The following is a 13,150-nucleotide window of genomic DNA, read 5'->3' as shown; positions in this document are numbered from 1 at the left end:
TCTCGATTCAATGATTCTGGAGATCGTGTTTTTTTGTCTTCGGCTCAGCAGGCAACGCTCAGGCGGCCGCGACCACATGCCGCACCAGCAGCACCAGCCCGACCACGAAGACGATCACTGCGGCAAACGCCACCACGATGACGTGCAGCGGATTGAGCTTGCCCAGGTCTTCCTTGTAGGCGCTGTTGCGGCGCACCCCGAAGAACGACCAGCCCACCGCCTTCATCGTGTCCCACAGCGTGGGCTTGCGGCGCGGGGCATCGGGCGGCGGCGAACTCACGAGCGCGGCTCATCGGCGACAACATGCGAAACGGCGGCCACCGGGGCCGGAGGCGTCTTGCCGCCCACCTCGAAGAAGGTGTACGACAGCGTGATGGTCTTGACGTCCTTCGAGATCTTGGGGTCGATCACGAAGGCGACCGGCCACTGCTTCTTCTCGCCCGCGTCGAGCGTGTACTGGTTGAAGCAGAAGCACTCGAGCTTGTTGAAATGCGCCGCAGCCTGCTGCGGCGCATAGCTCGGGATGGCCTGCGCGGCCATGCGGCGGTTCTGCGTGTTCTGGAACTCGTACATCACCGTGTTCAGCTGGCCCGGATGCACTTCGATGAAGCGCTCGGCCGGCTTGAAGTCCCAGAGACCGCCGCGCACGTTGGAGTCGAACTCGACCTTGATCGTGCGGGTCATGTCGACCTGCGTGTTATCCGGAACGCGCACGTTCTTGGCGCCGCTCGCGCCGCCCGGCACCTGCAGTTCGGAGAGCGCGAGGATGTTGATGCCGGTCATTTCGCAGATCGCGCGGTACATCGGCACCAGCGCATAACCGAAGGCGAACATGCCGCAGGTCACCACGGCCAGCTTGCCGACCATGCGGACGTTGGCGCGGCGGATGCGTTGGCCGAGGCTCATGCTGTTACTTCCGTTCAGGGCGTGCGATGTGGCGCGGTCAGCGACCGCTGAACCAGACCATGCGGACGATGAAGCCGATGAAGAAGATCACCGCGATGGAGGCCAGCGTGAGCCCCATGCGTCGGTTGTTCTTTCTTTGGTCAGGCGTTGTCATCGTCGTGCAGTCGCTGTGCTTGTCCGGCTTGCGCGGGTGATCAGCCGATCACCTTGGTGGCGGTCGCGTCGAGCTTGGGCGGGTTCTCGAAGGTGTGGAACGGGGCCGGCGACGGCACTTCCCACTCGAGGCCTTCGGCCGCTTCCCAGGGCTTCTGAGCCGCTGCTTCACCCTTGCCGCGCATCGAAGGCAGCACGATGAACAGGAAGAAATAGACCTGCGCGAAGCCGAAGAAGAACGCGCCCACCGAGGCGATGGCGTTGAAGTCGGCGAACTGCATGGGGTAGTCGGCGTAGCGACGCGGCATGCCGGCCAGTCCCAGGAAGTGCATCGGGAAGAAGGTGACGTTGAACGAGATCAGCGACCACCAGAAGTGGACCTTGCCGCGCGTTTCGTTGTACATCACGCCGGTCCACTTGGGCGCCCAGTAGTAGAAGCCCGAGAACATGGCGAACAGCGAGCCGGCCACCAGCACGTAGTGGAAGTGGGCCACCACGTAATAGGTGTCCTGCAGCTGCGTGTCGATCGGTGCGACCGCGAGGATCAGGCCGGTGAAGCCGCCCATCGTGAACACGAAGATGAAGCCGACCGCGAACAGCATGGGCGTCTCGAAGGTCATCGAGCCCTGCCACATGGTGGCGATCCAGTTGAAGATCTTCACGGCCGTGGGCACGGCGATCAGCATCGTCGCGTACATGAAGAACAGCTGGCCCGTGAGCGGCATGCCGGTCGTGAACATGTGGTGGGCCCACACGATGAACGACAGGATGGCGATCGACGAGGTGGCGTACACCATCGAGGCGTAGCCGAACAGGCGCTTGCGGGCGAAAGCCGGCACCACCTGGCTGATGATGCCGAAGGCCGGCAAGATCATGATGTAGACCTCGGGGTGGCCGAAGAACCAGAAGATGTGCTGGTACATCACCGGGTCGCCGCCGCCGGCGGGGTTGAAGAAGCTGGTGCCGAAGTGGCGGTCGGTCAGCGTCATGGTGATGGCGCCGGCGAGCACGGGCATCACGGCGATCAGCAGGTACGCGGTGATGAGCCAGGTCCAGCAGAACATCGGCATCTTCATCAGCGTCATGCCGGGGGCGCGCATGTTGAGGATGGTCACGATGATGTTGATCGAACCCATGATCGACGAGGCGCCCATGATGTGCATCGCGAAGATGCCGGCGTCCATCGAGGGGCCCATCTGCAGCGTGAGCGGTGCGTACAGCGTCCAGCCGGCCGCGGGCGCGCCGCCGGGCATGAAGAACGAACCCGCCAGCATGATGGCCGCCGGGATCAGCAGCCAGAAGCTGAAGTTGTTCATGCGCGCGAACGCCATGTCGGATGCGCCGATCTGCAGCGGGATCATCCAGTTCGCGAAGCCCACGAAGGCCGGCATGATCGCGCCGAACACCATGATCAGGCCGTGCATGGTGGTGAACTGGTTGAACAGCTCGGGGTTCACCATCTGCAGGCCGGGCTGGAACAGCTCGGCGCGGATCAGCAGAGCCAGCACGCCGCCGATCATCAGCATCGTGAAGCTGAACAGCAGGTAGAGCGTGCCGATGTCCTTGTGGTTGGTCGCGAACACCCAGCGGCGCCAGCCGGTGGGCGCGTGGTGGTCGTGGTGCTCGTCGTGGGCGTGGCCGCCGGGGGCGTGACCGTGGGGGTCGAGGACTGCGCTCATGTCGTTGTTCCTTGCAATTTCTTCTTCGCGGGGCGCCGTCGGATCACTTGCCGCGCAGGGCCAGCACTTCAGCCGGCTGCACCAGCTGACCCGTCTTGTTCGACCAGCTGTTCTTGGTGTACGTGGCCACGGCCGCGAGGTCGGTGTCGCTCAGCTGCTTCCAGGCAGGCATGGCACCGTTGTTCTGGCCGTTGAGCAGCACCAGCAGCTGCACCTTGTGGTCAGGATCGGTCACCTTGGCTGCGCCGTCGAGCGGCTTGATCGGGCCTGCGCCCTTGCCGTTGGCCTGGTGGCAGGCCGCGCAGTTGGCGGCATAGACCTTCTCGCCGCGTGCCAGCATGTCGGGCAGCGTCCAGACCTTGGTCGGATCGTCGAGCTTGGCGGCGGCTTCCTTGCGCTTGGTGTCGACCCATGCCGTGTAGTCGGCGGCCGAAACCACCTTCACGTGGATCGGCATGTAGGCGTGTTCCTTGCCGCACAGTTCCTGGCATTGGCCGTAGTAGTCGCCCACGGTTTCGGCGCGGAACCAGGTGTCGCGCACGAAGCCGGGAATGGCGTCCTGCTTGAGGCCCAGTTGCGGCACGGCGAAGGCGTGGATCACGTCGTTCGCGGTGGTGATGATGCGGACCTTCTTCTGCACCGGCACGACCATCGGGTTGTCGACCTTGAACAGGTAGTCGTCGGGCATGACACCCTTGGCACCGGCGTCGGACATGGCGCGCTGCGAGCTGTCGAGCGTCGAGATGAAGGCCAGGCCCTCGCCTTCGCCGTTCAGGTAGTCGTAGCCCCACTTCCACTGGTAGCCCGTGGTCTTGATCGTGAGGTCGGCGTTGGTGGTGTCCTTCTGGGCCACCAGCACCTTGGTGGCGGGCAGCGCCATCACGATCACGATGAGGAAGGGAACGATGGTCCAGATGACCTCGACCACCACCGATTCATGGAAGTTGGCGGCCTTGTGGCCGACCGACTTGCGGTGCTTCCAGATGGAATAGAACATCACCGCGAACACGGCGATGAAGATGACCGTGCAGATGATCATCATGATCGTGTGGAGCAGATGCTGCTCTTGCGCGATCTTGGTCACGCCGATCGGAAGATTCAGCTGGCGCACCGAAGGGCCGCCGGGCAGATCGTTGACTGCGTGCGCCGCGTTGCTGAACGCCGCGCCGGCCGCCAGCAACAGATTCGCCGGCCTGTACTTATTGCGCCAAATGCTCTTCATCGTGTTCACGTTTCTTCAATTTTTCGAAAACCCAACCGTGCAGCACCGCGCGAGCCCCCTCAGGCGCCACGCAACGCCATGCGAATCTCGCGCGCCAATGCGGCTCGCAACTCCGGGCGTACATAGCGCCCCACCCTGACCGATCGACCCTGCCCCGAGACCTCGATCAGTGAACGATCGCCGGTCTGCGGTTCGATCCGCACCTGGTGCGGAAGAAATTCTGTGCGCTCGTAGTGCCCACCGTTCTCGAGCTCCACGACGAGGCGTCCGCCTTGCAGCGCGATCCGTTCGCCATCGGTGGCATGCCGCGCGTACATCATGAACGCAAAGCCCACCGCGGCCAGTTCGAGCCAGGCGAATGGCAATACCAGCGGCGCACCGTGCAGCCAGAACACCATGCCCGTTCCCAGAGATACCACGCACAGCGAGGCGTAGAGCCAGGCCAGCTGGCTCGGCGTCACCGAGCAATTTCGTTTCAGGAACCAGTGGATGTTCTGGCCTGAGACGGTGGCAAAACGAAACACGGAATTCGACACGGGCGAGTTCAGCAAATCGGTGCGTCGATGGTGGCCAAACCCCTCGTACAAACAGGATCCGACACCCCTCGATCACGGGACAATACCCGCGAGTTTCACGCAACGGCGGATTGTAGCGGGTAGAGCGCGCCCCTCGCGCACCGAATGAGGCCCGGCGCGTCGCTCAGGCGCCAGGGCGGTCGCGCTGGAGCATCGATCGCATCTCGCGCAACGACACCGCGCTCTCGGGCGACAGCGCGACGCGCGGCGTCGGCTTGAAGGCGTGGCCGTAGATGACCTCGAAGGTCAGCGCGATGCGGCCTTCGCCTTCCGCGGCCGGCGCCAGCTCGGGCAGCGCCTGCTTGAGCGACCGGTGCCAGGCCTTGCCGCGCAGTGCGGGGAAGCGCGCCGGATGCAGGTTGCGCCCCAGGGTGCGCAGCTCCGCCAGCGCGGCCTCGGGCGTGGCCCAGGTGAGCACGATGCGCTCCATGTCCATCACGGGCTCGGCGAAGCCGGCGTGCACGAGCATGTCGCCCCAGTCGTGCATGTCGGTGTATTCATGGCCGGCGGCGGGCCAGCCGAGGCGGGCATGCAGCGCCCGCAGCTCGCGCACGGTGTCCGGGCCCAGGCAGGAAAACATCAGGAAGCCGTTGGTCGCGACCAGCCGGTGCCACTGCGCGATGAGCGCCTCGGGGTCGGCTGCCATGTGCAGCGACATGTTGGCCCAGAGCAGGTCGACGCCGTCTTCGGGCGTGGCGTCGAAGCGGGCCTTGCCGCCCTGCCAGCGGCGCGCGCTCCACCAGGGCGCGGTCAGCGCCTCGCCGGTCCGTTCGGCCAGTGCGGGTTCGGGTTCGATGACGAAGACCTCGGCATCGCGGTAGCGGCGGGCCAGCAGCGCGTGGGCTTCGAGGCCGCCGCGCAGCGGCGACCAGTCGGCCCAGGTGCGGGGCTGGGCCTTGATCCATTGCAGCCGGTCTTCCATCCGGCGGCCGATTTCCTCGTGCAGCCAGGGCGAGCCCTCGGCGGGCGCGAGCCGGTGCCAGCGGTCGGCCGCCGTGGGATCGATGGTCGGCGGTCTTCTTGCGGGGTCGGTGGCCATGGGGCCGTGAGTATATTGAGGCATGCACAACCGCCGGGCCCTGAGGCCTTTCACCTCGCTGCTCGCCCGGCTGCCCAGCCAGTGCGAGGTGTGCCGCGCCTGGCCCGCGCAGCGCGTGTGCGACGCCTGCGTGGCGCGTTTTGCGCCGCCGACCGCGCGCTGCGGCGGCTGCGCCCTGCCGATGCCCGAGGGCGTGGCCCGCTGCGGCGAATGCATCAAGCACCCGCCGCCGCTCGATGCCTGCCTGGCGGCTTGCACCTATGCGTGGCCGTGGCCCGACTGCATCGCCCAGTTCAAGTTTCGCGGCGAGGCGGGCTGGGCCGGCCCGCTGGCCACCCTGCTGCGCAGCGCGCCGTGGGTGGAGCCGGCGCTGGAGCAGTGCGACCTCGTGCTGCCGATGCCACTGGCGCCCGGCCGGCTGGGCGAGCGCGGCTTCAACCAGGCGCACGAACTTGCCCGCCGGCTGGCACCGGCCAAGACCGATGCCACCCTGCTGCTGCGCACGCGCGACACGCCCGCGCAGAGCGGCCTGCCGCGCGCCGACCGGCTGCGCAACCTGCGCGGGGCCTTCGCCGTGGAGCCGCTGCGCGCCGACGGCCTGCGGGGACGGCGCGTGGTGCTGGTGGACGACGTGATGACCAGCGGCGCCTCGCTGTTCGCCGCGGCCGCCACCTTGCGCCTCGCCGGCGCGGCGCACATCACCGGCGTCGTACTGGCGCGAACCGATCCGCCGCGCTGATCTCACCGGCGGCGCCCGCGACAATCGGTGCATGTTCCATATCGTCCTGGTCCACCCCGAAATTCCGCCGAACACCGGCAACGTGATCCGGCTCGCGGCCAACACCGGCTGCACGCTGCACCTGGTGGAGCCGCTCGGCTTTTCGATGGACGACCGCCTGCTGCGCCGCGCCGGGCTCGACTACCACGAGTACGCCGAAGTGAAGCGCCACGCCGACTGGGCCGCGTTGCTGGGCACGCAGCAACCGCCGGCCGACCGCATGTTCGCGCTGACCACGCGCGGCACCCGCGCCGTGCACGACGTGCGCTTCCAGCCCGGCGACTGGCTGGTGTTCGGCTCGGAAACCGCCGGCCTGCCGCCGCCGGTCCGCGACGGCTTTGCCGAGCCGCAGCGGCTGCGATTGCCGATGCGCGCCGGCCAGCGCAGCCTGAATCTGTCGAACGCGGTGGCGGTCACGGTGTTCGAGGCCTGGCGGCAGAACGGGTTCGGCTGATGCCGTTCTCCCTTCGCGCGGCAGGGGCACATCCGATCGGCGCCGGGCAGCGTATGAGAAGGCATGCTGGTGATTCGCACCGGCATCCGTCCCCTCAACGCTGACTGCCAAGGAGTCCCGCCATGCACACCACCACCCTGCGCCTCGTCACGCTCGCCGCCCTCGCCTTCGGCGGCGGCGCCCATGCTTTCCAGGGCGAACAGAACCCGCTGCCGCCCGCGCCCTTCCAGTCGTCGCTGACGCGCGCCGAGGTCCAGGCGCAAGCCATGCAGCCGCTGCAGATCAGCAACGGCGGCACCGGCGTGGCCCGCCCGACCTCGGGCAATGTCGACCGCGCCGCGGTGCGCGCGAGCGCCGTCGGCATCACCCGACAGGGCGCCGCCACTTACGGCGAGGTCACCGACCGCCGCATGTAAAGAGAAGAAGAGAAAAAGAAAAAACCGCTCAGGGAAAACGGCGCACCACCGACTCGGCGACGCACGCCGGCTTGGCGGCGCCTTCGAGTTCGATCGTGGTTTCCCAGGTCATCTGCAGGCCGTCGTTGGGAATCGGCTCGGCGCTCAGCAGCTTCATGCGCGCGCGCAGGCGCTGGCCCACGGGCACCGGCGACATGAAGCGCACGCGGTTCAGGCCGTAGTTCACGCCCATGCGCGATTCGACCACGTCGATGGCCGTCTCGAAGAACTTCGGCAGCAGCGACAGCGTGAGAAAACCGTGCGCAATCGGCGCGCCGAAGGGGCCGGACTTGGCCCGCTCCACATCGACGTGGATCCACTGGTGGTCGCCGGTCGCCTCGGCGAACTGGTTCACCTGCTGCTGCGTCACGCTGATCCAGTCGCTCACGGCGACTTCCTGGCCGACGCAGGCGGCGAGATCCTGAAGGGTCTGGAATGTCTTTTTGGTCATGCGGGGCATTCTGGTGCCAAGGGCTCAAGGGTGGCTGTCGGGCTTGCGACAACCGGGAATCGGGGAAATCCAGGGGTCAGGCGTCGAGCCATTCGCAGATCGGCTGCCACTGCTCCAGGTCGCGCTGCACGCGGCCCGGCGCGATGTCGAACAGCGTGAGCCCGCGCGCCGCCAGCTGCACGTAGTTCTGCGTGTCGCGCAGCTCGCCCAGCACGGGCACGCCGAGGCCGGCGATGAACTCGTGGAGCCGGTCGGCCGCCAGCGTGCGGGCGTTCACGCGCATGCCGACGAGGCCGATGCGGGTCTTCTCGGCGCGGCGGCTTTCCATCAGGCGGTCGAGAAAATCGCGCGTGGCGTAGATGTCGAAGATGCTCGGCTGCAGCGGCACGATCACGCGATCGGCCAGCGCCAGCACCTCCTTGAAGCGCCAGCCGTGCAGCCCGGCCGGCGTGTCGAGCACCGCATGCGTGGTGCCGCGCGGCGGGCGCACCACGGTGCTGTCGCCGGTGGCTTCCCAGGTGGCGATGGAACGGGCCTGCGGCGGGCGCAGGCCGAGCCACATCCGGGAAGACTGCTGGCGGTCCACGTCGCCGAGCATCACGGCATGGCCGCGGCTCGCGAAATAGCCCGCGATGTTCGTTGCAATCGTCGACTTGCCCACGCCACCCTTGGGATTGGCGACCAGAACCACCGGCATGAGGATCTCCTCCAGAACTGGGACAGGGGGGATGGTAGTCGCCCCGGGTTGCGCGTCGGCGGCGGCGGGCCGTCTGCGTTATGTTCGCGGCATGACGACAACAACATCCTCGGAGAACCCCGCTGGCGCCGCGAAAGCGGCCGGCAGCATCTATGTGCTGGCCGCCCACCCGCACTGGCGCGACTCGCGCGTGAACCGCCGCTTGTTCGCCGCGTCACAGCGCGTGCCCGGCGTCGACGCGAACGACCTCTACGGCACCTACCCCGATTTCGCCATCGACGTCGAGGTCGAACGCGAGCGGCTGGCCCGCGCGGACCTGGTCGTGCTGCTGCACCCGATCCAGTGGTACTCGATGCCGCCGCTGCAGAAGCTCTGGCTCGACGACGTGCTCGGCTACGGCTGGGCCTACGGCCCCGGCGGCACCGCCCTGCAGGGCAAGGACTGCTGGCTGGTCGCCACCACCGGCGGCCCCGAGCCGAGCTACCACCCGCAAAGCTACAACCGCTATTTCTTCGACGCCTTCCTGCCGCCCTACGAGCAGACCGCCGCGCTGTGCGGCATGCGCTTTTTGCCGCCGCTGCTGCTGCACGGCGCGCGCCGCGCCAGCGAGGCCGAGGTGGCCGCGCATGTCGAGGTGTTCGTGCAGCGCCTGGAGAGCTACCCGGTCTGGCCGGAGATGGACGAACTCGACGCCTGCATCGCCTGCCCGGTGCCCGAAACCGACCGCCCGACCGAATCGGACGACGTGAACAAGCTGGTGGCCGGCGCCTTCCACAACGCGATGACACACGGCCTGGCCGTCGCCAACGGCAGCACCCACAGCACCAACAACAAGGCGGCCTGAGCATGGAACACGCACCCGCCTGGCTGACCAGCAGCCTGATCTATCTGAGCGCCGCCGTGCTGGTGGTGCCGCTGTCCAAGGCCCTGGGCCTGGGTTCGATCATCGGCTACCTCGTGGCCGGCATCGCCATCGGCCCCTGGGGCCTGGGCCTCGTGTCCAGCGTGGAAGACGTGCTGCATTTCGCCGAGTTCGGCGTGGTGCTGATGCTGTTCCTCGTGGGTCTGGAACTCGAACCCAAGCGCCTGTGGAGCCTGCGCCGCCCGATCTTCGGCTGGGGTTCGGCGCAGGTGCTCAGCTGCGCGGCGGTGCTGTTCGCCGTCGGTTGGGCCGTGGGCGCGCCGTGGCGCGTGGCGCTGGTGGCCGCGCTCGGGCTGGCGTTGTCGTCCACCGCCATCGCGCTGCAGGTGTTCGGCGAACGCAACCTGCTGAAGACGCCCAGCGGCCAGGCCGGCTTCTCGATCCTGCTGTTCCAGGACGTGGCCGCGATCCCGATCCTTGCGCTGCTGCCGCTGCTGGCCAGTGCCACGGCGGCCGAGCAGTCCATCAGTGGCCTGGACCGCGCACTCGAAGCGCTGAAGATCGTCGGCGTGATCGCCGGCATCATCCTCGGCGGCCGGCTGCTGCTGCGCCCGATCCTGCGCTGGATCGCGCGCAGCGACACGCCCGAGATCTTCACCGCCGCCGCGCTGCTGCTGGTGGTGGCCATCGCCGCGCTGATGCAGTTCGTCGGCCTGTCGATGGCGCTGGGCGCCTTCCTGGCCGGCGTGCTGCTGGCCGAGAGCGAATACCGGCGCGAACTCGAGACCGACATCGAGCCCTTCAAGGGCCTGCTGCTGGGCCTGTTCTTCATCGCGGTGGGCATGTCGATCAACTTCGGCGTGCTGGTGGCCAACCCCTGGGTCATGGCGGCGCTGGTGCTGAGCTTCCTGGCGATCAAGCTGGTCGTGATCTACGCGCTGGCCAAGGCCATGGGCCTGGCCTACCAGGAGCGGCCGGTGTTCACGCTGCTGCTGGCGCAGGGCGGCGAATTCGCCTTCGTGGTGTTCCAGGCCGCCGGGCCCGACGTGCTGCCGCCGCAGACCACCTCGCTGCTGATCGGCGCGGTGGCGCTGTCGATGCTGCTGTCGCCGCTGCTGCTGGTGCTGCTCGACAAGTTCGTGCTGCCGCGCTACAGCCGCACGGGCGGGCCGCAGCTCGACGAAATCTCGGAGCAGCAGGACGCCAAGGTGCTGATCTGCGGCTTCGGCCGCTACGGCCAGATCGTCGGTCGCCTGCTGATGTCGCAAGGCCTGCAGGTGACGGTGCTCGACCACGACGCCGACACCGTCGAGGGCCTGCGCCAGTTCGGCTTTCGCGTGTTCTACGGCGACGCCACGCGGCTCGACCTGCTGCGCACCGCGGGCGCGGGCACGGCGCGCGCCATCGTGGTGGCGGTGGACGACATCGAGCAGTCGCTCGACATCGTCGACCTGGTGCGCGAGAACTTCCCGCAGGCGCGCATCGTGGCCCGCGCGCGCAACGTGACGCACCTGTTCCAGCTGCGCGACCGCGGCGTGCAGGACATCGAGCGCGAGGTGTTCGAGTCGTCGCTGCGCAGCGGACGTTCGACGCTGGAAGCACTGGGCTGGCCGGCGGCCGAGGCGCGCGAAGCGTCGATGCGTTTCCGCCAGCGAAACCTCAAGCTCAGTGACGAGATCTATCCGCACTACAAAGACCGCGCCAAGCTGATCGCCGCCAACAAAGCGGGCCGCCAGCAGTTCGAGGAGCAGATGGCGCGCGAGCGCGAAGAGCGCAAGCTGCGCTCGGGGCAGGACTGGGACCGGCTCGGCGAAGACGAGCCGGGCGACGCGAAGGCGCCCTGAGGCCCGCCTCCCGGCCGCGTCAGACCGGCACGGTCAGGTACACGCCCTCGCGGCCGATCACCGGCGCGCGGGTCGGCATGAAGATCGTGCAGCCGTCGCAGGGCGAGCGGATCTCGCGCCCGGCCTGCACCGCGATCAGCGCGCCCTGGTCGAAGGTCTCGAAGCCGAGCACGGGCCGCACGAAGGCGAAGTCGTCCGAAGTCACCATGTGGACCTCGAGCAGCCGGAAGCGGCGCGCGGACACCGCCACGCGCGGCACCGGGTCGATGAGCCCGAGGTGCGCCAGGAAGCGCAGCGACACGTCGGTGGCCAGGTCGGCGGCCGACTGCGCGAAGTGCTGGCCGCACTCGACCACCACCGCACCGCCGTCGATGCCCGGCTCGCCGTGGCGGCCGTATGCGGTGACACCCGTGCCGGGCGCGGCGCCGACAGGCATCACGAGGTGCACCGGCGGACCGCCGACGGCCTGCGCCAACCCTGCATTGCGTTCGAACTCCGGGTAGACCCAGAAAGGCTGCACGGGGGCGCGCGTGGAATGGATGTCCAGCACGTAGTCGGCCGCGTCGAGCACCGGCCGCAGCTCGCGCGCGCGGCGCAGCTCGGGGCTTTGCTCGGTGCCGTCGAGCAGTTCGGGCGACCAGATGCGGTTCAGGTTGTGCACCAGCTGGCGGTTCTCGTAGGGCCGTTCGATGTCGAAGGCCTCGTAGGCCTCGACGTTCGCGAAGCTCACGGTGAGCGTGCCGATCTTCGGGCGCACGCCGCTGTCGAGCAGGTGCGTGGCCGCGACCATGCCGCAGATCTCGTTGCCATGCGTGAGTGCGTTGATGAGCACGTGCGGGCCGGGCTTGCCCGATGCGAAACGGTGCACGTAGTCGATGCCGGTGTTGCCCTGCCGGTAGGCCGAGAGGTCGCGCGGCAGCACCTCGACCGGTGCGGTGTCCGGTGCAAAGTCGGGCGCGAAGGCCTGCAATGTCTGCGTCATGAAACCAGCCGCCCGCTCACTCGCCGCGGATGCCGGCGCGCTTGACCATCTCGCCGTACAGCGCGAGCCGCTCCGACATCATGGCCGTGAACTGCGCGGGCGACTGCGCCTCGGGCGCGAGCGAACCACGCGCCACCAGCCCCTCGACCATCGCCGGCTGCTCGGCCACCGTGCGCACGGCCTTGTGCAACGCGGCGATGACGTCGGGCGGCGTCTTCGCGGGCGCGGCCAGGCCGATCCACGACGTGGTGTTCAGCACCGGGTAGCCCAGTTCAGCGAAGGTCGGCACGTCGGGCAATGCCGCGACACGCGTGGGCGAGGCCACGGCCAGCGCGCGCAGCTTGCCGGCCTGGATGTGCGGCAGGAAGGGCGCGAGGTTGTCCAGGCCGAACTGCACTTCGTTCGAGATCAGCGCGGTCACCAACGGACCGCCGCCGCGGTAGGGCACGTGCGTGGCGTTGAGCTGCAGCTGCGACTTCATCAGCTCGACGTTGAGCTGGCCCATGCTGCCCGGCCCGGCGCTGCAGAAGTTGAGCTCACCGGGGCGCGACTTCACCAGCGCCACGAACTCCTTGAAGGTCTTGGCAGGCACGGCCGGGTTCACCAGCAGCACGTTGATGGAGCGTGCGAGCTGGCTGATCGACAGGAAATCCTTGATCGGGTCGTAGCCCGGGTTGGCCTGCGTCAGCGGGTTGGCCAGGTGCGAGCTCTGCGACGACACCACGAGCGTGTAGCCGTCGGGCTTGGCACGCGCCACCTGCGCGCTGGCGATGGAGCCGCCGGCACCGGCGCGGTTGTCGATGACCACCGGCGTGCCCAGCGCCTTCGACAGCGGCTCGGCGTACAGCCGCGCGATCAGGTCGACGGAGCCGCCGGCCGGGAACGGCACCACCAGCGTGATGGGGCGTGCCGGAAAGGCCTGCGCACGCGCGGACAGCGGCAGCAGCGCCGCCGTCAGGCCGGCGCCGAGGATCTCGCGCCGGCGGAGGGCGGGCACAGCGGGGGTGATGGAGCGCATGGCAAGGTCTTTCTGCAGAAGAAGCGGGCAATCGG

Annotated in this window: 16 protein-coding genes; 5 read left to right on the top strand and 11 right to left on the bottom strand. The window is 68.2% G+C overall.

The genetic code is table 11. The features are described from left to right. Positions 1-58: 58 nt before the first annotated feature. From GFK26_RS12115 to GFK26_RS12090, 7 genes are all read right to left on the bottom strand, one after another. The gene (locus GFK26_RS12115; RefSeq protein ID WP_082818316.1) at positions 59-226 is read right to left on the bottom strand and encodes a DUF2970 domain-containing protein; all 168 of its coding nucleotides are present in this window, start codon (positions 224-226) and stop codon (positions 59-61) included. A gap of 50 nt (positions 227-276) precedes the next feature. Further along, positions 277-906: a cytochrome c oxidase assembly protein gene (locus tag GFK26_RS12110; protein WP_095950886.1), complete on the bottom strand. Its 630-nt coding sequence runs from the start codon at positions 904-906 to the stop codon at positions 277-279. A gap of 37 nt (positions 907-943) precedes the next feature. Then, a complete protein-coding gene (locus GFK26_RS34220) occupies positions 944-1,060 on the bottom strand; it encodes a cytochrome oxidase small assembly protein (RefSeq protein WP_228121980.1) in 117 nt (38 codons plus the stop codon). Between the two features lie 40 nt (positions 1,061-1,100). Beyond that, positions 1,101-2,738, bottom strand: coding sequence for a cytochrome c oxidase subunit I (gene ctaD / locus GFK26_RS12105; RefSeq protein WP_153282183.1), 1,638 nt, complete (start codon positions 2,736-2,738; stop codon positions 1,101-1,103). 43 nt (positions 2,739-2,781) lie between these two features. Next, positions 2,782-3,960 (bottom strand): cytochrome c oxidase subunit II, encoded by a 1,179-nt coding sequence (gene coxB, locus GFK26_RS12100; RefSeq protein ID WP_153282182.1) that lies wholly within the window; start codon positions 3,958-3,960, stop codon positions 2,782-2,784. A 59-nt stretch (positions 3,961-4,019) separates the two neighbouring features. Further along, on the bottom strand, positions 4,020-4,496 hold the full coding sequence (locus tag GFK26_RS12095; RefSeq protein WP_099792703.1) for a DUF2244 domain-containing protein: 477 nt from the start codon (positions 4,494-4,496) through the stop codon (positions 4,020-4,022). 163 nt (positions 4,497-4,659) lie between these two features. Beyond that, positions 4,660-5,574, bottom strand: a complete 915-nt coding sequence (locus GFK26_RS12090) for a class I SAM-dependent methyltransferase (RefSeq protein ID WP_153282181.1) — start codon at positions 5,572-5,574, stop codon at positions 4,660-4,662. A gap of 22 nt (positions 5,575-5,596) precedes the next feature. Between GFK26_RS12090 and GFK26_RS12085 the strand changes: the two genes are divergently transcribed. The 3 genes from GFK26_RS12085 (at position 5,597) to GFK26_RS12075 (ending at position 7,222) form a co-directional block, all read left to right on the top strand. Further along, positions 5,597-6,313: a ComF family protein gene (locus GFK26_RS12085; RefSeq protein WP_153282180.1), complete on the top strand. Its 717-nt coding sequence runs from the start codon at positions 5,597-5,599 to the stop codon at positions 6,311-6,313. Positions 6,314-6,344: 31 nt separating this feature from the next. Continuing rightward, complete coding sequence (gene trmL / locus GFK26_RS12080; protein WP_153282179.1) at positions 6,345-6,806, top strand: tRNA (uridine(34)/cytosine(34)/5-carboxymethylaminomethyluridine(34)-2'-O)-methyltransferase TrmL; 462 nt, start codon at positions 6,345-6,347, stop codon at positions 6,804-6,806. Between the two features lie 122 nt (positions 6,807-6,928). Further along, the gene (locus tag GFK26_RS12075; RefSeq protein WP_153282178.1) at positions 6,929-7,222 is read left to right on the top strand and encodes a DUF4148 domain-containing protein; all 294 of its coding nucleotides are present in this window, start codon (positions 6,929-6,931) and stop codon (positions 7,220-7,222) included. 28 nt (positions 7,223-7,250) lie between these two features. Here the strand turns inward: GFK26_RS12075 and GFK26_RS12070 are convergent, their stop codons facing one another. Both GFK26_RS12070 and GFK26_RS12065 read right to left on the bottom strand, forming a co-directional pair. Then, positions 7,251-7,721, bottom strand: coding sequence for a MaoC family dehydratase (locus tag GFK26_RS12070; protein ID WP_099792714.1), 471 nt, complete (start codon positions 7,719-7,721; stop codon positions 7,251-7,253). 67 nt (positions 7,722-7,788) lie between these two features. Beyond that, positions 7,789-8,409 carry a ParA family protein gene (locus GFK26_RS12065; RefSeq protein ID WP_153282177.1) on the bottom strand — a complete coding sequence of 207 codons (621 nt, stop codon included), beginning with the start codon at positions 8,407-8,409 and terminating at the stop codon, positions 7,789-7,791. 91 nt (positions 8,410-8,500) lie between these two features. Here GFK26_RS12065 and GFK26_RS12060 point away from each other — a divergent pair, with 91 nt between their 5' ends. Together GFK26_RS12060 and kefC are read left to right on the top strand one after the other, a co-directional pair. After that, a complete protein-coding gene (locus tag GFK26_RS12060; RefSeq protein ID WP_153282176.1) occupies positions 8,501-9,253 on the top strand; it encodes an NAD(P)H-dependent oxidoreductase in 753 nt (250 codons plus the stop codon). 2 nt (positions 9,254-9,255) lie between these two features. After that, positions 9,256-11,115: a glutathione-regulated potassium-efflux system protein KefC gene (gene kefC / locus GFK26_RS12055; protein WP_153282175.1), complete on the top strand. Its 1,860-nt coding sequence runs from the start codon at positions 9,256-9,258 to the stop codon at positions 11,113-11,115. Between the two features lie 19 nt (positions 11,116-11,134). Here kefC and GFK26_RS12050 read toward each other — a convergent pair whose 3' ends face one another. Then, positions 11,135-12,097, bottom strand: coding sequence for a succinylglutamate desuccinylase/aspartoacylase domain-containing protein (locus GFK26_RS12050; RefSeq protein WP_153282174.1), 963 nt, complete (start codon positions 12,095-12,097; stop codon positions 11,135-11,137). Between the two features lie 16 nt (positions 12,098-12,113). Next, positions 12,114-13,115, bottom strand: a complete 1,002-nt coding sequence (locus tag GFK26_RS12045; protein WP_153282173.1) for a Bug family tripartite tricarboxylate transporter substrate binding protein — start codon at positions 13,113-13,115, stop codon at positions 12,114-12,116. Positions 13,116-13,150 lie beyond the last annotated feature (35 nt).

This window comes from Variovorax paradoxus, from assembly GCF_009498455.1.
Classification (GTDB): Bacteria; Pseudomonadota; Gammaproteobacteria; order Burkholderiales; family Burkholderiaceae_C; genus Variovorax; species Variovorax paradoxus_H.
Note: the sequence above shows the minus strand (reverse complement) of the source record. Positions and strands in the feature narration are given on the sequence as shown.